This window comes from Nitrospirota bacterium, assembly GCA_040752355.1.
Classification (GTDB): Bacteria; Nitrospirota; Thermodesulfovibrionia; order Thermodesulfovibrionales; family Dissulfurispiraceae; genus JBFMCP01.
In genome coordinates this window covers 47,763-67,740 of sequence record JBFMHE010000019.1, presented here as the reverse complement: position 1 = coordinate 67,740, position 19,978 = coordinate 47,763, and the positions used below count along the sequence as shown (strand labels likewise).

Below are 19,978 nucleotides of genomic sequence, written 5' to 3'. Positions count from 1 at the left end.
GGTACGGCGCCGCAATAACGCTACGATCTTCTCAACCACTGCTGGGGATCGAGAGGCTTCCCCTTGTACCGTATCTCGAAGTAGAGGCCGGGGCTTCCCAGGACGGTCGACTCCCCCACCTCTCCAATGCTTTGATTATCCTTTATTATAGCGCCATCCCTCGAAAAAATCTTCGAGAGGTTCCCGTAGAGCGTGTGGTACCCGCCGCCGTGGCTCACGATCACGAGCCGGCCGTATCCCTTGAAATCCTCGGCAAAGACGACCTTGCCCTCATGGACCGCCCTCACCGTCGCGCTGTCAGTCGTCTTTATGTGGATGCCGCTTCTGAAGACCGGCAGGTTGAAGAGGGGATCGACCTGCGACCCGTAACTGATCATGACGCTGCCGGCCACCGGCCAGGGGAGCTTCCCCTTCGCCCTCAGGAAGTCGCTGTCTTCGAAGGGCTCTTCCTCTTTTGCACCGCTCTTCGACTTCGTCTTCCGCTTTTTGCTCAGCTCCCGCTCCCTCCGCTCCGCCTCCTGGATGATGCGGAGCAGCCGGTTGGAGCTCTCCCTGAGCTCCTTGATCATGTTCTCGTAGAGACCCTTTTCCTTTCTGACACTGGCGAGGAGCGTCTCCCGCTCCCGCTTCTTCTCCTTGAGGGAGGTCTCGAGAAGGGAGAGCTTTTTCTCCTCTCCCTTCAGCTGGACATGCAGCTGCCGCAGGCCGGTCTCTTTTTCAGCCAGGATGCGCAGCTCTTCCTTGTACTTCCTGATGAGCGCATAATCATATGCCGCTATATCGCGCAGGTATTGCATGGTCCGCAGGGTCTGGGCGATATCCTCGCCGCTGATGAGCACCAGAAGCGCATCCGTGTCCATGTTCAGCGCAAGGAGGGTCCGGAGCCTTTTTTTCAGGCGGCCCTTATGTCCCTGGAGGGCTGCGCTGTCGCTCTTTATCTCTTCCTGGAGCTTGGCGATCGTATACTGCAGCGAGGCGATCTTCCGCCGCTGGGTCGTGAGCTGCTCCTCGATAGCGCCGAGCTCTGCCGCGGTCTTGCGCAGGTCCTCGAGCACCGTCTGCTCCACCTTCCTGACCGTATCGAGCTTTTTCTTCTGGGTGCGGAGGTCCTTCTGGATGCGGTTGTACTCATCCCGGGGCTGTTCGGCGAGGAGGGCGGGAGATGAGAAATGAATAACGAGGAGATATGCGATGAAAGGAACGAAGAGCCTGAATTTCCTTGGCGGGTCGTTTTTCATCGTGCCATTTTGGTTTATTACAGCCTCAGCCGCCCTATGGCCAGGGCGGAGCCGGCCAGGCCGAGAACAATGCCGATGAACGGCAATGCGCCGAGGATGCCGAGGGGAAAGACCAGGGTCTTGAGTATGGGGATGACGACGCTCAGCCGGTAGGTGACCGCGAAATAGAACAGAAAGGCGCCGACAATGCCGAGCAGGCCGCCGCACAGGCCGATGATGCTCCCCTCGATGAGGAAGGGCGCGCGGATGAAGCTCCCTGTCGCGCCGAGCAGTTTGAGTATCTCTATCTCCTCGTTGCGGCGGTAGAAGAGGATCTTCACCGTACTGTAGGTAACGAAGATGACGCCCGCCGAAATGGTGAGGAGAATGATAGCGCTCACGTTCTGGACGGACTTCTTGATCAGGTAGATCGCTTCGGCGATCTTTTCGCCGTAATAGACGGCATCGACGCCGGGGAGCTTCTTGATCTCCCCGGCGATCTTCGCTGTGGCCGACTGGGCGACGAACTCCTTCTTCAGCTTCAGCTCTATCGAGGAGGCGAGGGGGTTCTCGTCGAGACCTTCCAGCAGGGAATGGGTATCCTTGAAGGCATGCTTCAGCTCGGCGAGCGCCTCTTCCTTCGAGATATACGTTACCTGCGCCACGTCGGTGCGCTGTTTCAGCGATGCGGCGAGGCTCTGGGCCTCTTCAGCGGAGACCACGTCCTTGAGATGGATCAGCATGGTGAAGCGCTCGGGAAGGTGACTGGTGACGAGCTCGACATTGTAGAGGGCGAACATCGTCAGGGTCGCGATCAGGAGGCTCGAGGCGACGGTGAGGATCGAGAGCATATTGATCCACTTCTCCCTCCGTATGCTCGCCAGCGCGGACTTGAACGAGTAGGCCAGTGTCATCAGCCCCGCTCCTCTCCCACGATCGCCCCGCTGTCGAGCCTGAAGACGCGCGCACCGGTATGGCGGTAGAGTTCCCGGTTATGGGTCGCGATCAGGACGGTGGTGCCGTGGATATTGATATTCCTGAAAAGCTGGATGATGTCCAGCGCGGTATTCGGATCGAGGTTCCCGGTCGGCTCATCGGCGAGGAGCAGGAACGGTTCGGCGACAATGGCGCGGGCGATGACCACCCGCTGCTGCTCGCCGCCCGAGAGCTTCTTCGGGTAGCTGTCCGCCTTGTGGCGCAGATGCACCTTCTTCAATGCCTCCGAAACGCGGGTCTTTATATCCTTTTCGCCGACGCCCCGTATGCGCAGCGCGAGGGCGACATTCTCGAAGACGGTCCGGTTGTCGAGGAGCTTGAAGTCCTGGAAGACCACGCCGATGTCCCGCCGCAGGAGCGGTATCTGGGAGGGCCGCAGCGAGCCGAGCGTAAAGTCGCCGATCGTGATCTCGCCGTCGTCGGGCCATTCGGAGAGATACATGAGCTTGAGGAGGGTCGATTTCCCCGCGCCGCTGGGGCCGGTGATAAAGGCCATCTCCCCCTTGTCGATCGTGAAGGTGAGTCCTCTCAGCGCGGTGTCGTGGTCGAAATATTTCGAGACATTCTGGAAAGCGATCATAGTAGCATCAAATACTGCGTCCTGGCATCGGAATCCTAGCTCGGGGTCAGACCCCCGGGTTCAGCAGTTCTCATTGCCGGTCCTTGAAAAAGTCGGTCGCGGCAGTAACTATAGTATCGGCGGTAAGGCCGAAGAGCTTCAACAGCTCGTCCGGACTGCCGGAGCATCCGAAGGTGTCCCGCGTGCCGATCCTTCGGAGCGGGAGCGGATGCTGCTCCGAAATAACCTCGGCCACAGCGCCGCCCAGGCCGCCGATGATCGAGTGCTCTTCGGCGGTGATGATGAGCTTCGATGTCCTCGCCGCCTCGAGCACTGCAGCGGTGTCGAGGGGCTTGATGGTCGACATGTTGATGACACCGGCGTCGATGCCCTTCTGTGCGAGGATTTTCTGCGCCTCGAGAGCCTTTGCTACCATGATGCCGGTCGCGATGATCGTCACGTCGCGGCCCAGGGAAAAGGTGTACGCCTTGCCGACCCGGAAGCGGTACTCCGCCGGCATGACCGCAGGGACCTTGGCTCTCCCCAGTCGTACATAGACGGGAATATCGGTCTCGGCGACGGCGTTGATGACCTGCTCGGTCTCGTATCCGTCGGCAGGGACGATCACGGTTATGCCCGGGATCACGCGCATCAGCGCGATATCCTCCAGCGCCTGGTGAGAAGCACCGTCCTCGCCGACGGTGATGCCCGCATGCGTCGCGACGAGCTTTACATTGAGATGCGAGTAGCATACGGTCTGCCGGACCTGCTCCCAGGCGCGGCCGGTCTCGAAGATGGCGAAGGTCGAAGCAAAAGGAATCTTGCCGGCAAGGGAGAGGCCGCCGGCAGTGCCGACCATATCCTGTTCGGCGATGCCTATATTGAAGAAGCGGTCCGGGAAGGCCTTGGCGAACTTCGCGGTCTTTGTCGACCCCGAGAGATCGGCATCGAGCACCACCACCCGCGTGTTCCGCTTTCCCAGCTCGAGGAGCGCTGCGCCGTAGGCGTCGCGGGTAGCCACCGCCTGGCCGGCAAAGGTCTGCGCTGACTGCTGACCGTTGACTGCTGACTGCTCTTCTCTACTTCCCATTGCTGCTCAACTCCTTTAGCGCTTTTTCGAGCTCTTCCGCAGTCGGCGTCACCCCGTGGTACTCCGCCTTGCCCTCGAAGAAGGAGACACCCTTCCCCTTGACGGTCCTCGCGAGGATCACCGAGGGTTTGCCCTTGATATGTTCGGCTTCATCGAGGGTATCGATGATCTGGCTCATATTGTGGCCGTCTATCTCGAACACATGCCAATTGAAGGCCCTCCACTTCCCTGCCACGGGCTCCACTTTCATTACATCCTCGCACTTGCCGTCGATCTGGAGCTCGTTCAGATCGACGATGGCGCAGAGATTGTCGAGCATGTAATGGCCGGCCGTCATCGCCGCTTCCCAGACCTGGCCCTCCTGCGTCTCGCCGTCACCCAGCAGGCAGTAGACCCGGGCAGGACTATTATCGAGCCGCAGCCCGAGAGCGATGCCGTTGGCGATCGAGAGGCCCTGGCCGAGGGAGCCGGTGGACACCTCGACACCCTTCAGAAGCTTTGATGACGGGTGGCCCTGGAGCGGACAGCCGATCTTCCTGAGGTCCTTGAGCAGGCCGGTATCGAAATATCCCGATAACGCCAACGCCGTATAGAGCACCGGCGCTGCGTGGCCTTTGGAGAGAATGAAACGGTCCCGCCCGGGCCAATCCGGTTCGAGGGGACGGTGCCGGAGCTTATAGAAATAGAGAGCGGTGACGATATCAGCGGACGAGAGGGAGCCGCCGGTATGTCCCGACCCCGATGCGGTGAGCATCTTCAGGATTTCGATTCGTACCTTGCGCGCCTGCTCGGCGAGCGCGCCGCTGTCACGGGTGGGTGTTACGGGTGCCATGCGCCACTTCCTTTATCAGTCGGTAAAAAGTCTGCCTATTATATACCAAGTGGAGAGCGCACAGCAATAAACAGCAATCAGCTCTCAGCCGTCAGCAATCAGCAACGGAATAAGAAAGCAGTCAGCCCTCAGCGGTCAGCTATCAGTCAAAGAGGAACCGAGCTCTCTATGTCTTTAATCCACCTTTTCTTGCTGATTGCTGGCGGCTGAAAGCTGATAGCTTATTATTGTATCCGACCGGATACGGCCATCTTCGGGCCTCAACAGTCCATGGTATTTATGTCGTACCCGTGCAGCTGGAACGCGAGGCGCAGCTCCCTCCGCTGCTCGGGTGCGAAGCCGCCGTAGAGCTCCCGCACCTTATCCTTCGACTGCTCGACGCAGTTGTACTTGTATAGGCTGTCCTTATGCTCCGGAGAGAGGCGGGTATCGGCGATGATCCGCTGCAGGTCCCCGGACTCGCAGAGCATCTGGTGAAACCCCTCCCTGCTGCTCCCGAAGAAGTAGCTCTTGCCGTGCTTGGTGATGACAAAGGTGTCGCTCGCACAGCCCCCGATCAAAAGCGCAAAAACGGACAGCAACACAACCATCTTCCCTCTACTGCGTATCCCGTTACCGGATATCATCTCTCTACCTCCCGCCACTACTTCGCCATAAGCAGCTTTGTTATCTTCTCCTTCATCTGAGGAGTATCCCACTCGCGCTCTCCCAGCACCTTCTCGGCGATCAAGCCTTTCCTGTCTATTATTATGGTTGTCGGCAGCCCCATGACCGCATAATCGTCGAAAGAGACCTCCTTATCGGTATCCAGGAGGACCGGGAAAGAGAACTTCTTGTCTTTCATGAACTCCTTCACCGGCTTGTCCGAAGTGTCCACCGAAATCGCGAGCACCACGAGCCCTTTCTCCCTGAGCTCCTGGTAGAGCTTGTTCAGCCCGGGCATCTCGGCCCTGCAGGGACCGCACCAGGTGGCCCAGAAGTTGAGGAGCACCACCTTTCCCTTGAGTTCTGAAAGGGAAACTTTCTTTCCGCTTATATCGGTGAGGGTAAAATCAGGAGCGGGCGAGCCGGGATTGGCTGCATACACGAGGGAAATACTGCAAAAAATGGCTATTGCAATGAAAAGACTTACTGCGATTGCACCAAACTGCCTCATAACAAACTCTCCTTAATATAAATATGTCTTTCTCTTTCTAAAAAAGTTGCTCTAAAAGAGTTTTCTTATCGATTTTTAAGAACTCGGCAACATCTTTCAGAATATTATTCAAGGTGCCTATCTTCAGGGGAGAGTGTGCCGGAATGGTTATATGGTGTTCTGCATCATTAAGGCGGCATGACAGTCTCATGTGACTGCCTGTTTGCCTCGTTATTTCATACCCTGCCTTGCTGAGCGACTTTGCCAGCTCCTCACCAGATATATCCCTGGGTATTTTAGGCATAGGAAAAGACTTCTTCTTTTACAAAATGAAGCCTTATTATCCTCGGTATCTCCTCGTCGCGCTCGAAATGGCACCTGAGCGCGTCTTTAATATTGTCTTTAATCTTTTCCATGGTCTCTCCCTGGGTGAATATCGCAAGCCCGAGTGCCCGGGCATTGTACCCTCCCTCAGGGTCCTCCTCTAAAACAAAGATAATCTCATTCATTACCTTCCTCCTCCACCATACGGATAACTGAATAATTCTAACACGCTGAAAAGAGGAAATTAAAGAAGATCGCGGCAAGAGAAGAATGAAAGGGAGGGCTCTCGCCCTCCCTTTTCGGTTTAGAACAGGACGTCGAAGGTCAAATAGATATCGTGAGCGTTCTTGAGCGGAGCGAAGAGTTGCGGTGTAGAGGCAGCAGATATCTCACTTATCTTATAGGGAGCCCCGATCCAGTTATTGCTTCCGGAGTACTCGAAATCATAGTATTGATACCCCAGCCTGAAGAAAGCCTTTCCTCTTTTGGCTATAGGTTTCTTATTGAGCTCCTGGATGATATAAGCCTCATACACATCACCTCGTGTCCCCAGCTTGCCGGTCCAGATATCGTCAGAGGCAGGCGCAAAGGTGATCCAGTACTTAGATCCGTAGTTGTACTCTAACCCGATTTTGGTGCCGGTCTTTTCAATATCATACCGTCCACCGAGATAGACTCCATAACCTGTGCGGCTCTTCCTCTCGGTACCGGGATCCCAAAGCAGTCCAAATGTACCAAGTCCCATTCCAGATAAATCTAATCCGTTACTGTTCGGATGGGTCTTGCTCAGCGCAGCAGAGAGAAAGAGGTTGATATCGCCAGGACCAACCTTATCGATCTTGCCCATAATTACCGTGCCGTACTGGTCTATATCACCAACATTTGCATTGGGGAAGGTAGCGCCAAGAGCTGAGAAGGTATTTCCTTCCGGAAAGGTGAAGATATTGAACGCCCGGCTGTACTGTAATTCTACATGGAGAACATCTGTGTCGTAAGGGACAACATTGATCCCGATGAAGTCTACATCTTTCAGCCCGTTATTGAGATTTCTATACCCGCTGTCGAAGCCTCTGCCATAGCAGAACTTTGCATAGGCGCCGGGGAGGGCGTCGATATCGGGTGCATAGCCGAGGGTGAGGCCGTCGAAGGCATAATCGATTAAAAGACCGGGAACGCCGGCATTGCCGATCTTCTCGATGTTCTGCCTTATATTCGTCGGAATGCCGCCGGTAGAGGGCCTCCTGCCGACCGAGAACCATACCGGCTGACCGAACACATTGCTCCATGTGGCATATGCCTGATCTACCCGTAAAGTGTTGTCTTTAGGGACATGGGCAATATTACCATCGAAGTCGAAAAATCTGTCGGCAAAGAAGGCGTTCCCGCCGGCAACGCTTCCAGCCGCCGCAGGAGCCTCGCTCTCATGGCCCCAAACTTTGTACATCAACAGTCTTGCTTTAACCGTCACGTCCTCTGTGGCTTTTGCTTCCATGTTTAAGCCAAAGCGGTTAGTCAACAGTACATCATTTTTAACGTCTTGCCCGGTAATTACACCAGGTACTGCGCCCGGAGCAAACAGCACGAAGGCTGTCTGAGTCTCTCCTTTGAGAGAGTCGAACCTCGCCCGGTAGTCGCCGCCGATCCTGAACCAGGAAGGCGTCTCTGCTGCCTCGGCCTTCTTCTCCACCATCGTGATTCTTTCTTCCTTCACGGTCTCTTTCTTCTGCATCTCGTGCATCTGGGCTTTCAGGGAATCGAGCTCTTTGGAGAGCGCTTCGATCTTCTGGAGCAGATCGCCCTGGTCGGCCGCGAATGCAGAGAGCGGGAGAAGGAAAGAAAACGCGAGGAGCACTGCCAAATACCTTCTCATGTCACTACCCCCTGTAAGAATAAATTTTTTAAACTTTATACCATGTACAAACCTTTAGTCAAGGTTTATTTACATCTAAATCAATTAACTATTTAACCTTCAAGCTGGAGGATTAGACAGCCTGCAAATCCTTTGTTTAAAGGCCGCCCCCATGAAGAGAGCATAGTGAGTAAAGATCAAGAAGCAAGAAGCAAAAAGCAAAATTGAAAACTGCAGGGGATTCGATCGATTCACGAGGCACGATTATAATGACGTTGCAGAACAATTACAAAGGAGAAACATTGCATGGTGTGGTTGCCTTTTCCGGAGAGGATAGTGCTATAATGAGCAATGGAGCTTTACCGGGAGATAAGGGCATTTTATATAAAGCTGCCGTATCCGCACAAGAAAGTCAGCCAGGACCTCATCGATAAACTCTGGAACTGCTCGCGGGACCTCACGGTCACGTCCATTGATGTGAACCGGGACAGCGAGGCGGTCATCCATGCGGAAATCGAATTCTCCCTCGAGAGCTGGAACGATGCAATCAACTACCTGCGCTCGATCATCGGGCTGCTGAACGTGAAGAACGGATTCATCGCGGTCCGGAAGGTCGTGGCGACGCCGAACGCCCTGCGGACGGAAGTGGAGAGTTACAAGGTCACGAGGCGCGGTGTGTACAATGCCGATCTGCCCGAGTCGCCGGACTTCATCGAGGACGTCATCCGCCACTCCGGGCGAAACAAGCGGCTGCAGCAGATCGACGCCATGGAGAAGCTCTTCAGGTTTATCGAAGAGCAGGAAAAGGATTCGTCCGAAGACGATGCAGCGTAGTCACTCCAGGCGCTGACTCCCGAGCACCAGATCCCCGACAAGACATACAGAGCCTTTGCTCTTATCCCGCCTCTGTGCCTACCGGTTCAGGCCCCCGTTGCTCCTTTCCGAACGCTTTGCCGAGATAGAGCGCGCTGTTGATGAGGCCGATATGGCTGTAGGCCTGCGGATAGTTGCCGAGCTGCTCCCCGGTGTCGGGATCGATCTCTTCCGCCAGCAGGCCGAGAGGGCTCGCGTGAGAGCAGATCGTCGAGAAGACCTCGAGCGCCTCCTCGCGCCGTCCCGAAAGGGCGAGCGCATCGACGAGCCAGAAAGAACAGAGGATAAAACAGCCCTCTCTTCCCGGAAGCCCGTCATCGGTGAGATAGCGATAGACAAAGCCGTTGCGCATCAGGTTCTGCTTCACCGCATCAATGGTGCCCTGGACCCGGGGATCGTCGAAAGGGAGAAACTCCATGAGCGGGATAAGCAGGCTCGAGGCGTCGAGCTCTTCGCCGTCGAAGTGCTGGACAAAGCTGTTGAGCCTTCTGCTGAACCCCTGCGTCTCTATCGCCTGCCGTATTTCCTGCTGCACGCTCTTCCAGTGCGCGGTGTTCGCATCCATGCCCAGCTTTTCGACGATGCGTATGCCGCGGTCGAGGGCGACCCAGCACATGAGCTTCGAATGGGTGTAGTGGCGCGGCGCGCAGCGGGGCTCCCAGATGCCGTGGTCCTTGCGCTTCCAGTTGAAACAGACGTAGTCGATGACGCCGTCGAGATGAAACCATGCGTCCGGCGGTATCTCCACGCCGTACCGCGTCGCATCGTAAACCGCCTCGATCAGCTCGCCGAAGATGTCGAGCTGCAGCTGCCGGTGCGCTGCGTTGCCGATCCGCACCGGGCGGGAGCAGCGGTATCCCGAGAGGTGCGGCAGCTCCTCCTCCCGTAACTCGACGCCGCCGTGCAGGCCGTAGAGCGGCTTGATCTGCTCCGGATCGAGTCTCGTGAATATGCCTCTGGCCCACCGCAGGAACGCCTTCGCCTCCCGCACATAACCGAGGCTGTTGAACGCCTGCACGGTAAAAGAGGCGTCGCGGAGCCAGTTGTAGCGGTAGTCCCAGTTGCGCACCCCTCCGATCACTTCGGGCAGCGAGGTGGTCGGTGCTGCGGAGATGGCGCCGGTCTCGTTATGGGCGAGGAGCTTGAGCACCAGGCTCGACCGGATGATCAGCTCGTGCCACGGCCCCTCGAAGAGACACCGGCCGCTCGTGCACTTATGCATCCAGCCTTCCCAGTAGCGCACCGTCTCGTGCAGCACCTCATCGCAGAGGACCGGCATCGACAACGGGGCGCTTCCGTAGCCGAGGACGAACCAGAGGGTCTCACCGTCCTTTATCGTGAAGGTCCCCCGGCCGCCCTCGTCCGTAATGCGCAGGGGTACTGGTGATTCGAGATACAGACGCGCCTCTCCACTGGCGGCAAGGATGCCCCCTTCCGTTTGTTCGAAGACGGTCGGGGCGCGGCCGTAATCGAAGCGCGGGCTGAGCTCCACGGCAAAGGATACTACGCCACGTCGTCCCGATACTTTCCGGTAGATGTTTTTCTCCACCGGGGCTTCGTTTCCGGCGATCTCCTTCGGGAGCATGAAGTCTACGACCTCTGCCTCGCCGCCGTTGCTGCGGAAAGTAGTCTTCAGCACAGTGGTCCGGTCTACATAGCGCTGCTCTGATGAAGCGAGGTGAACGGGCGTGATCGAGAAGCGGCCTCCTCTCTCCCGGTCGAGGAGCGCGGCAAAGACGCTCGGTGATTCGACATGAGGGAGGCAGCACCAATCTATGGAACCATCGTTGCCCACCAGCGCGCAGGTGTCGAGGTCCCCGATAATTCCATAATCCTCAAGGCGCTTATAGGAGCGCATGGCTTGATCTCTCCTTGTCGAAAGGTCACTCTCTCTTCAAATTGTAGCCCGCCCTCTCCCCTGAGTAAACCCAGAATAAACGAATCGAATATGTCACAGGTCCGGAGAGGGGCGGAGGCGGGGCATTTGCGCTCATTCTCGACGGGCATCCAGCCCGTCTCCGAGGCGGGGCACCCCGCTCCGCCATCCTGGCTCCGCCCGGGCTGCCCAAGCCGCTCCAAATGCCCCGCCTCCGCCCCTCTCCTCTTGTGATTCTTTATCTCCGGAGTGAACCGTTTTGACATGGGGAAGGTAATGGGGTACCGTTTAAGTAGGAAATGCGGCGACGCAGGCAGAGAGTCATACGATGAACAAGCGCGAGGAGCTTTCGAAGATCGCCCGGGAGATCGAGGCATGTGATGAATGCCGGGAGCAGGGGAGCGGCAGGGCGGTGACCGGGGAGGGGAATCCCGATGCGGCGGTCATGTTCGTCGGCGAGGCGCCCGGCAAGGAGGAGGCGAAGACGGGCCGGCCCTTTGTGGGGAGATCGGGCAGGCTGCTCCGCTCGCTGATACGCGAGATCGGGCTGACCGAGGATGAAGTCTTCATCACCAACCCGGTCTACTATCTCCCGAAGCGGGGCACGCCCTCACGGGAGAGTATCAGGCACTCACGCGCACACTTCATGAAGCAGCTTGGAGCGGTCGACCCGGAGATCGTTGTGCTCCTGGGCAGCGTTGCCGGCCTTGCAGCGCTCGGCAGTCCGGTAGCGATCACCAAACAGCACGGCAGCTTCGTTCATCATGAAGGGAGGACCTATTTCATCTCCTTCCATCCCTCGGCAGCGCTCCGCTTTCCCGGAACAAAAGAGCTGTTCGAGGAGGACTTCAAGAAGCTCAAGGCCCTGATCAGGGCAGAAGCGCAGCGGCACGAGAGCTGACGCCGCGAAACAGCAGGAGGTGCAGCATGTCGAGAGAGAGAGTCGGTTTCGATTCCCGTACCATCGAGCTCTCCAATCTCGAGAAAGTGCTTTTTCCCGAAGACGGTATCACCAAGGCCGATCTCATCGACTATTATGACCGGGCAGCCGCGGTCATGCTCCCTTTTGTGCAGGGCAGGCCTTTGATGCTGGAGCGATTTCCGGACGGCATTTACGGCGATACGTTCGTACAGCAGCAGGCGCCCGACTATTTCCCGGAATGGATAGCGCGCGCTGCGGTACCGCTCAAGGGAGGGGGCAGCATCACCCACATCACCGCCGAGAACAGGGAGACCCTCCTCTACCTCGCCAACCAGGTCAGCGTCCCCCACATCTGGCTCAGCAGGGCCGATACCCCGGACAATCCCGACCGTATGATTTTCGACATCGATCCGTCTGAAGACCGCTTCGGCCCCGTGCGCTCGACGGCACTGATGCTGAGAGAGTTTTTACGGGAGGCGGGGCTCGGCTCCTTCGTGATGACCACCGGCTCGCGAGGCCTTCATGTGGTGGTTCCGCTCGACGGCCGGGCCGGGTTCGACGAGGTGCGGGGCTTTGCCCAGGGAATGGTGGGGGTGCTCATCCGGATGGAGCCCGACATGGTTACCGCCGAACAGCGTATCGAGAGGCGCGAGGGCCGCGTCTATATCGATGTGCAGCGCAATGCGTTCGGCCAGACCGCGGTCGCTCCTTACGCAGTCCGCGCCTTGGCAGGCGCTCCCGTTGCAGCGCCGCTGGCGTGGAACGAGCTGAGAGACCCGAGACTCACGGCGCGAGCCTATACCCTCCGCGACCTTGACCGCCTGATCGAGCGAAAGAATCCCTGGGAGGCGCTGCTCGCCGAAGCCTGTTCGCTCGAAAAGGCGCGCCGCCGCCTCAAGACGATCTGAGCGCAGGTCCGGGTGTAATTAAAAGTGGTGGCAAGAAGAAGGACAGAGAAGAAGGAAGCGGCAGGATGTGGTAGTGTTAGGTAAGGAGGTAAAGGTTATGAGACATAAAGGCAAGACAATGGATGAAATAGAGGGCAGGGATAGGGGTAAGAGGAAAGGCGTAAGCATAGATGAGCGGCTTAAGGACAATCCGATTTTGAGGGCGAGGATAGAGTCTATTATAGAGATAGCAGAGAATGAGGATGGGAGCATTGAGAAAGCAGATGACGCCGAGCAGCGTGCAATTGAGGAGTTACGGAAGCTGGGCAGTGAACTTCTGCATGCATGGGCAGAACGACAGCAGCAGAGGAAATCGGACGAGCAGCAACAGGGAGAAACACCCGGAAGGCCGAAGGCCTTTTGGTGCGGAAGTCGGAATGACATGAGCCGGAATTGCACTTATAAGATGGCTGTTTAATAACTGGTTAGGTAATGTGAGATGCGAGACGGGAAAATCCTTCCGGGAGACTGTCTTCGACATGGGACGCCCTGCGTAAGCTATGCAGAGATACCGTCGCTGCCTAACAACGGCATCGAGCTGACAGCGCCACGCGCCCCAGCTGATGCCGGTGAGTTCAGCTATGTCACGGTTAACCCCGTAGGAGGTGTTTTATGACGATCAGTAAGGAAGCAAAAAGCCTTACTATGCCTTGGGAGCAAGAGTACGGGTACTCACAGTCAGTGAAGGTCGGAGACACCATCTATCTCTCTGGACAGGTGAGCCATGACGACACAGGCACTATCGTCGGGCCCGGGGATATAGAAATGCAGATGCGCCAAGCCTATGCCAACGTCCAGAAGGTGCTCGCACAGTATGGCGCTACGATGGCCAACATCGTCGATGAGGTGCTCTTTGTCACTGATATGGAGGCGGCCTTCGCTGCGGCGGTGAAGTGCCGGCAGGCGGTCTTTTCCGGCACCCCGCTTGTGGCAAGCACTATCGTGCAAATTCAGCGTCTGGCATTCCCTGAGTTGATGGTTGAGATTAAGTGTATCGCCAAAGTGTAGACCCTTTTTGCACCATGCAAAGAGGGGAAGCGATCTCGAAAAGAAAACCTGAGATGAATAACCTAAAGAGGAGGATATAGCCCATGAACAAAGTCGTAGTAAGCATTGTATGCATTATCGGGATTGCGCTGGCAGTCGCAGCTTGCGCGCCAACTCACGCCATGAGAGGCGCCGAGGACGCTCCGGCTATGCCGCCTGAACCGGTGGTCACCTATTCCGCATCCGATGCAGAGCCCGGGCAGCGAATTGAGCACGGCGAATTGATCGTAGACGTCGATGCTGAGCGGCAGGCACTGCATGCTCAACATCATCCCCACAGGGCAGTGGAAACGCGAAAGATACCGGGGCGTTTCGAGCCACCGGCCATGACGTCAATCAAGGATTTTGTTCTCCCCAAAAAAGACCTGACAGTGATTAATCCCGGGCCCGGTGAGTACGTCCACGTTATGGAGGGGCAGAGACACGGCTATCGCAACCTGACCGTGGGGATCACCTACACTGCTCCGGGAGGCGCCCCGCCAATGCACACCCATGTGGGTGAAGAGGCACATGTACTGCTCGAAGGCAATATTCTCTATGCCCTGGGAGATAATATCTTTGCCGTAGAGGGCCCCTATATCGTCAATATCCCCCCGATGGTCCCTCACTCGTTTCAAAACCTGAGAGATGAAGTAGCCGAACTTGTCGTGATCTTTCCTGCAAACGTATGGGAGTATGACGTTCTGGACTATTTCCCTTTCGCAACTCCCGAGGCAAAAGCAATCGCGGAGCAATCGAGACGAGGCGGGCACATGCAGCCCGAGAAGTAATACAGGTGTAGACAGAGGTGGCCGGGTTTGTTTAGACAGCCGGAAGCAGTTTTAAGTGATAAGCTGCCCTGGTTCATACTGCTACCTGCATATGCGACAGTGTAGTCCAGTAAACCTCATCCGGTGTCCTATCGTAATACTGGATAAGAAAAATCGAACGGAATATCGCACGCGATCGGGAGCGTACCCGCGAACTGCACGCAGCAGGATGGATTGTGCTTCGCGTTTGGGAATCAGATATTCACACCAATTTAGATGCTGTTGTTCACCGCATAATATCAGCATTAGGATAATCCAGCTTTGCTTTTTGCCGTGAGCGTAAAAATAATGGAATACCCCGCCATCCCACCACAGTAGTTTATAAAGTTTAGGGCAATTATTTGACTTAAACGAACAATTGCCCTATAATAACTATTATAAATTTGGGCGAAAGTTCGATTATTACGAACAATGGGCACAGAAAAGATCATACATACCGGAATCGGCCTTGAGCTTATCCGGAGACTTGCTGCCGAAGGATACCGGATTTTCACTTCCCGGCAAGCCAGGGAATTTGCGCCTGCAGTGGGAATGTCTGCGGACTATGTACGCCAGTCCCTCCACTACATGGCCAGGGCCGGATGGATTGTCCGGTTGCACAAGGGTCTTTATGCGCTCTCATCTGCAGTACCCGGAGTTGTCCCTGCCCATGAGTTCGAGATCGCCATGGCGCTTGTCGAACCGGCTGCTATCAGCCACTGGTCGGCATTGCATCACCACGGCCTGACAGAGCAAGTGCCGCGCCGAGTATTTGTGCTCACGACTACAGAGACCTCGATACCGCGTGTCAGGGGTGAGAAGGCAAAGGAAGTTCAAAACGGGTACCCTGTTGCAGGGATCACCTATCAGTTCATCAGGGTCAAGCCCGAACGTTTCTTCGGTGCGGAGAAGGTCTGGGTTAATGAGGCCAGAGTTATGGTAACCGATCCCGAAAGGACGCTCCTCGACGGCCTTAGCATGCCCAGATACTGCGGAGACTTCGCCGAAGTTCTTCATGCATTTGAAATAAGGGGTGCGGCTCTCGACCTTGACCGGATTATCAAGTATGCCCTCAGGCTCGACGCGGCTGTCGCAAAGCGGTTGGGATGGGTGCTTGAGCAGCGGGGAATCGAGCCTTCGAAGCTCGAGCCTCTTGCTGCCCTCAGGACCAAGGGGTACCGCACGCTCGACGCCTCCGGCCCGAGGAAGGGTCCTTACAATCACCGCTGGATGGTTCAGGAGAACCTCCCCGGAAAGGTCGCGTAGTGAAGCCACTCCGGATCAGACTTGAGGAGGTCCGCAAGCGCACAGGACTTTCCTGGGATATCCTCGAAAAGGATTATATTCTTTCCTGGGTACTGGCCGGCATCAGCAGGGTTGATGCACTTCGAGACACTTTGATATTCAAGGGCGGCACTGCTCTCAAGAAATGCTATTTCGGCGATTACCGCTTCTCCGAAGACCTCGATTTTTCCGCTGTGGGCAATGTCCCCACCGGGGAGAGTATGGAAAAGGCCATCCAAGAAGCTTGTACAAATGCCGTCAAACTCCTGGAGGAGTATGCGCCGGTGGAAATTGTTTGCGAGCGCTATACTGAACGAGAGCCTCATCCGGGTGGACAGGAGGCTTTCCTCAATAAAGGGAGAGCCTTGCACCGGCCGGCAGGGAGACTTATGAAGAGCCGGCATTCGTTGAAGCACTCCTTAAAGGTGACGCGATGGCCGTCTGGGCAGATGAAGCCGATTACTGGCATGCGGTTCTCCTTTCGCCTGAAAGTCGGTTGGTTATCTTCAAGACTCCCTTTAGTATAGAGGTGTGGAACACGGTGCCCTCGGACCGTGCTCCGTTTCCGGCAGTCAGGGCAGGTGTGTAGAGGGGCGTGTATGCATGCAGGGGAGGCGGCCTGCAAAGGATGCAGCAGGGTCAGGACGAAAACTATCTTTGAATGGTCATGCGGGAAATGGAAGTGGGCAGGTGATGGCTCTAATAACCGATCTATTGATCGGTGATAACGCTTTTAAACTGGAATAATCACTATAATATATTTCTGGAAATGGTCGCGGGAATATTTTACGAGTAGCGGAGAAGTATAAACGAAAATATAACACTATCGGTCGCGGACTTTTTCTCCTATAAGTCTAACCTTTTACACTTGAATACAGCTACTTGCCACCACTTTTAATTACACCCCGCAGGTCCCGGTAAATTGACTGTAAGTACCTTCTGTGTTATATCTCTAGTAAGCACCCCACCGTCTATAAACTCTCTCTAACAGTCACTGCATAATGAGGAAAAAACCATGAAGATTGCACAGGTTTCACCTCTTTACGAATCGGTTCCGCCCTCGGGCTACGGGGGGACCGAGCGGGTGGTATCGTATCTTACCGAAGAGCTCGTCGATCTCGGACATAAAGTAACCCTGTTTGCGAGCGGCGATTCGAGGACAAGGGCGAAGCTGGTCCCGATCTGTTCCTCGTCGCTGCGCACAGACCAGCGGTGCATCGATCCGATATCCCACCATATGCTCATGCTCGAACAGGTTGCCAAGGCAGCGGAGACCTTCGATATCATCCACTTCCATACCGACTATCTCCATTTTTCGCTTGCGCGGAGGATCGGCGTTCCCTTTATCACCACGCTTCACGGCCGTCTCGACATCCCCGATCTTGCTCCCCTCTACCGGGAGTTCAGCGATATTCCGCTCATCTCGATCTCCGATGCGCAGCGGAAGCCGCTCTCATGGGCAAACTGGCAGGCTACGGTTTATCACGGGCTGCCGAACGGGCTCTACCGGCTCAATGAGAGCCCCGGGTCCTATCTCGTCTTCATAGGACGCATATCCCCGGAAAAGGGCCTGGAGCTCGCGGTAGAAGTTGCGAAGCAGGCCGATATTCCCCTGAAGATAGCGGCAAAGGTGGGGAAGGCCGATGAAGCGTACTACAAGGAGGCGATCCGTCCCCTCCTGAACCATCCCCTGATCGAGTTCCTGGGTGAGGTCGGCGAGCGCGAGAAGCAGGAGCTCCTCGGCAATGCCCTCGCCTTCCTCTTCCCCATAGACTGGCCCGAGCCCTTCGGCCTTGCCGTGATCGAGGCGCTGGCATGCGGCACTCCCGTTATCGCGCGCAGGCGCGGGAGCATACCCGAAATCGTCGAGGACGGGCTCACCGGGTTCATCTTCGACGATATCCGGGGGGCGGTGCAGGCGGTGCGGAAGGCCGGCTCCCTGAACAGGATCAGAGTACGCAGCGAGTTCAAGAGGCGGTTCTCGGCACGGCGAATGGCCCTGGATTATCTCGCCGCCTATGAAAGATTGATGGAAACGCACCAGGAAACCGGATCATCCCGTATAGCGTATATCGCATGATACCATGAACGAGACGACGACCACTGTTATCGATGAGTACTACATCCGCGCCACCTCGGGCCGCGTCGATTTCAAGACCCTGACGCTCAAGCACAACGAGACCTTCGGGGTCTTCGCCCGGGTGGGCGATATTCTCAAGCTCGGCATGGAAGAGCAGGGGCTCTATCATAAAGGGACCCGCTACCTGAGCAGGTGGGAGCTCCTGCTCGAAGGCCGCCGGCCGCTCTTCCTGAGCTCCGGCATCCGCAAAGATAACCATATCCTGTCGGCAGACCTCACCAATCCCGACATCGTGCTCGACTCCTTGATGATTCCCCGCGACACCATCCACCTGCACCGCTCGAAATTCCTCTGGGACGGGAACTGCTTCGAGAATATCTATTTCATCAATTTCGGGCTCGACCCCATGACCGTACGGGTGAACCTCGTCTTCGAGGCGGACTTCGAGGACATCTTCGAGGTGCGGGGCATCAAACGGCTGCAGCGGGGAGAGCTCCTTCCGCCCCGGATGGGCAGGCAGGATATCACGCTCTCCTATCGCGGGCTCGACGACCGGACGCGCACCACGAGGATCGCCTTTTCGGTCCCGCCCGTCGCCATAGACAGCACCACAGCGACCTTCGAGCTCCGCCTGATCCCGAAGTGCCGGGAGCTGCTCCAGGTCACCCACCAGTTCGACCGCACCGAAGAGCTCTACTGGAAGCATGCACTCACCTTGACGGACGAGCGCTACAAGATGCTGAATGAGAGGGCCTGCAGGGTATGCACTGCCAACGAGCAGTTCAATGCATGGTTCTCGACCTCCCTTGACGATATCCATATGATGCTGACCGATACGCAGCAGGGCATTTACCCTTATGCCGGGGTCCCGTGGTTCAATGCAGCCTTCGGCAGGGACGGCATCATCACCGCCCTCCAGACCCTCTGGTTCGAGCCGCAGGTCGCGCGCGACGTGCTCCTCTATCTCGCGTCGAACCAGGCCGAGACCTTCGAACCCGAGAACGATGCCGAGCCGGGCAAGATCATTCACGAGGTGCGCTTCGGCGAAATGGCGGCCCTCGGCGAGATCCCCTTCGGCAGGTACTACGGCAGCGTCGATTCGACGCCCCTCTTCGTAATGCTCGCCGGTGCGTACTACCGCCGTACGGGCGACCTGGAGCTGGTGAGGAAGATCTGGCCGCATATCAAGAACGCCCTCCGGTGGATCAACGAGCACGGGGATGTTGACGGCGACGGATTCGTTGAATACGGCCGGCGCACCGAGCGGGGCCTCGCCAACCAGGGGTGGAAAGACTCGAGCGACTCCGTTTTCCATGCCGACGGCAGACTGGCTGAGGGACCGATCGCCCTCTGCGAGGTACAGGGGTATGTCTATGCCGCAAAGAACGAGGCCTCGATGCTGGCGACGCTGCTCGGCGATGAAGGGCTCTCCCGGGCGCTCGCCACCGATGCCGAGATACTGAGAGAACGGTTCGAGCGCGCCTTCTGGCTCGACGATCTCGGCATTTATGCGATCGCGCTCGACGGCAGGAAGCAGCCCTGCAGGGTGCGGACCTCGAACGCCGGCCACTGCATCTTCACCGGCATCGCTTCGGACGAGCGGGTATACCGGCTCGCGGATATCCTCCTCTCCGACGACTTCTTTTCAGGATGGGGGATCCGGACGGCGGCATCGACCGAGGCAAAGTACAATCCCATGTCATATCATAACGGCTCTATCTGGCCGCATGATAACGCACTTATCGCGATGGGATTTGCCCGGTACGGCCTGATGGATGCACTGCTCAAGATATTCAACAGCCTCTTCGACGCCTCGAAGTATTTCGACCAGCGCCGGCTGCCGGAGCTCTTCTGCGGGTTTCACCGCCGGCCCGAAGACGGCCCGACGCTCTATCCCGTCGCCTGCATGCCGCAGGCCTGGGCAGCGGGCACGGTCTTCATGCTGCTCCAGGCCTGCCTCGGGCTCTCTCTCGAGCAGCCCGATCGCGTGATCTTCAGGCATCCGACCCTCCCGGAGTTCCTGCAGGAGGTCCGGCTGACAGGGCTCTCGATCAACAGCGGCAGCCTCGACGTTGTGCTCAGGAGGCACCGCTTCAATGTGAGCGTCGAGATCGTGCGCAAGACGGGCGATGTCGAGGTCCTGGTCATCAAGTAGGCGC

The 19,978-nt window shown here is 57.0% G+C and carries 22 protein-coding genes; 11 read left to right on the top strand and 11 right to left on the bottom strand.

Annotation, left to right across the window (positions count from 1 at the left end; genetic code table 11):
• Positions 1-20 precede the first annotated feature (20 nt).
• From AB1805_13395 to AB1805_13350, 10 genes are all read right to left on the bottom strand, one after another.
• The gene (locus AB1805_13395; protein ID MEW5746420.1) at positions 21-1,238 is read right to left on the bottom strand and encodes a peptidoglycan DD-metalloendopeptidase family protein; all 1,218 of its coding nucleotides are present in this window, start codon (positions 1,236-1,238) and stop codon (positions 21-23) included.
• 17 nt (positions 1,239-1,255) lie between these two features.
• The gene (locus tag AB1805_13390; GenBank protein ID MEW5746419.1) at positions 1,256-2,131 is read right to left on the bottom strand and encodes a permease-like cell division protein FtsX; all 876 of its coding nucleotides are present in this window, start codon (positions 2,129-2,131) and stop codon (positions 1,256-1,258) included.
• The gene (gene ftsE / locus AB1805_13385) at positions 2,131-2,793 is read right to left on the bottom strand and encodes a cell division ATP-binding protein FtsE (protein MEW5746418.1); all 663 of its coding nucleotides are present in this window, start codon (positions 2,791-2,793) and stop codon (positions 2,131-2,133) included. Before ftsE ends, AB1805_13390 begins: the two co-directional genes overlap by 1 nt.
• 70 nt (positions 2,794-2,863) lie before the next feature.
• Positions 2,864-3,862 (bottom strand): transketolase family protein, encoded by a 999-nt coding sequence (locus tag AB1805_13380; protein ID MEW5746417.1) that lies wholly within the window; start codon positions 3,860-3,862, stop codon positions 2,864-2,866.
• Positions 3,852-4,694: a transketolase gene (locus AB1805_13375; GenBank protein MEW5746416.1), complete on the bottom strand. Its 843-nt coding sequence runs from the start codon at positions 4,692-4,694 to the stop codon at positions 3,852-3,854. Before AB1805_13375 ends, AB1805_13380 begins: the two co-directional genes overlap by 11 nt.
• Positions 4,695-4,954: 260 nt before the next feature.
• Positions 4,955-5,284, bottom strand: a complete 330-nt coding sequence (locus AB1805_13370; protein ID MEW5746415.1) for a hypothetical protein — start codon at positions 5,282-5,284, stop codon at positions 4,955-4,957.
• A 53-nt stretch (positions 5,285-5,337) separates the two neighbouring features.
• A complete protein-coding gene (locus tag AB1805_13365; protein MEW5746414.1) occupies positions 5,338-5,850 on the bottom strand; it encodes a TlpA disulfide reductase family protein in 513 nt (170 codons plus the stop codon).
• 37 nt (positions 5,851-5,887) lie between these two features.
• A complete protein-coding gene (locus AB1805_13360) occupies positions 5,888-6,133 on the bottom strand; it encodes a type II toxin-antitoxin system HicA family toxin (GenBank protein ID MEW5746413.1) in 246 nt (81 codons plus the stop codon).
• Positions 6,126-6,338 (bottom strand): 2-oxoisovalerate dehydrogenase, encoded by a 213-nt coding sequence (locus AB1805_13355; GenBank protein ID MEW5746412.1) that lies wholly within the window; start codon positions 6,336-6,338, stop codon positions 6,126-6,128. Before AB1805_13355 ends, AB1805_13360 begins: the two co-directional genes overlap by 8 nt.
• A gap of 119 nt (positions 6,339-6,457) precedes the next feature.
• The gene (locus AB1805_13350) at positions 6,458-8,023 is read right to left on the bottom strand and encodes a DUF3373 domain-containing protein (protein ID MEW5746411.1); all 1,566 of its coding nucleotides are present in this window, start codon (positions 8,021-8,023) and stop codon (positions 6,458-6,460) included.
• Between the two features lie 330 nt (positions 8,024-8,353).
• Here AB1805_13350 and AB1805_13345 point away from each other — a divergent pair, with 330 nt between their 5' ends.
• Positions 8,354-8,836, top strand: a complete 483-nt coding sequence (locus tag AB1805_13345) for a hypothetical protein (GenBank protein ID MEW5746410.1) — start codon at positions 8,354-8,356, stop codon at positions 8,834-8,836.
• Between the two features lie 61 nt (positions 8,837-8,897).
• On the opposite strand, the gene AB1805_13340 is transcribed toward AB1805_13345, so the two are convergent.
• Complete coding sequence (locus AB1805_13340) at positions 8,898-10,733, bottom strand: glycoside hydrolase family 15 protein (GenBank protein MEW5746409.1); 1,836 nt, start codon at positions 10,731-10,733, stop codon at positions 8,898-8,900.
• A 346-nt stretch (positions 10,734-11,079) separates the two neighbouring features.
• On the opposite strand from AB1805_13340, the gene AB1805_13335 reads away from it, so the two are divergent.
• The 10 genes from AB1805_13335 (at position 11,080) to AB1805_13290 (ending at position 19,974) form a co-directional block, all read left to right on the top strand.
• Positions 11,080-11,652 (top strand): uracil-DNA glycosylase, encoded by a 573-nt coding sequence (locus tag AB1805_13335; protein ID MEW5746408.1) that lies wholly within the window; start codon positions 11,080-11,082, stop codon positions 11,650-11,652.
• Positions 11,653-11,678: 26 nt separating this feature from the next.
• Entirely contained in the window at positions 11,679-12,581 is a 903-nt protein-coding gene (gene ligD / locus AB1805_13330) for a non-homologous end-joining DNA ligase (GenBank protein ID MEW5746407.1), read from the top strand.
• Between the two features lie 97 nt (positions 12,582-12,678).
• Positions 12,679-13,038, top strand: coding sequence for a hypothetical protein (locus AB1805_13325; protein MEW5746406.1), 360 nt, complete (start codon positions 12,679-12,681; stop codon positions 13,036-13,038).
• Positions 13,039-13,232: 194 nt separating this feature from the next.
• The gene (locus AB1805_13320; protein MEW5746405.1) at positions 13,233-13,628 is read left to right on the top strand and encodes a RidA family protein; all 396 of its coding nucleotides are present in this window, start codon (positions 13,233-13,235) and stop codon (positions 13,626-13,628) included.
• Between the two features lie 83 nt (positions 13,629-13,711).
• Complete coding sequence (locus AB1805_13315; GenBank protein MEW5746404.1) at positions 13,712-14,437, top strand: cupin domain-containing protein; 726 nt, start codon at positions 13,712-13,714, stop codon at positions 14,435-14,437.
• A 143-nt stretch (positions 14,438-14,580) separates the two neighbouring features.
• Positions 14,581-14,730, top strand: a complete 150-nt coding sequence (locus AB1805_13310) for a DUF559 domain-containing protein (GenBank protein ID MEW5746403.1) — start codon at positions 14,581-14,583, stop codon at positions 14,728-14,730.
• Between the two features lie 157 nt (positions 14,731-14,887).
• Positions 14,888-15,721: a type IV toxin-antitoxin system AbiEi family antitoxin domain-containing protein gene (locus tag AB1805_13305; GenBank protein MEW5746402.1), complete on the top strand. Its 834-nt coding sequence runs from the start codon at positions 14,888-14,890 to the stop codon at positions 15,719-15,721.
• A complete protein-coding gene (locus tag AB1805_13300; GenBank protein ID MEW5746401.1) occupies positions 15,721-16,266 on the top strand; it encodes a nucleotidyl transferase AbiEii/AbiGii toxin family protein in 546 nt (181 codons plus the stop codon). The genes AB1805_13305 and AB1805_13300 overlap by 1 nt, the downstream gene beginning before the upstream one ends.
• 488 nt (positions 16,267-16,754) lie before the next feature.
• Positions 16,755-17,819: a glycosyltransferase family 4 protein gene (locus AB1805_13295; protein ID MEW5746400.1), complete on the top strand. Its 1,065-nt coding sequence runs from the start codon at positions 16,755-16,757 to the stop codon at positions 17,817-17,819.
• 4 nt (positions 17,820-17,823) lie between these two features.
• On the top strand, positions 17,824-19,974 hold the full coding sequence (locus tag AB1805_13290; protein MEW5746399.1) for an amylo-alpha-1,6-glucosidase: 2,151 nt from the start codon (positions 17,824-17,826) through the stop codon (positions 19,972-19,974).
• The last annotated feature ends 4 nt before the right edge of the window (positions 19,975-19,978 follow it).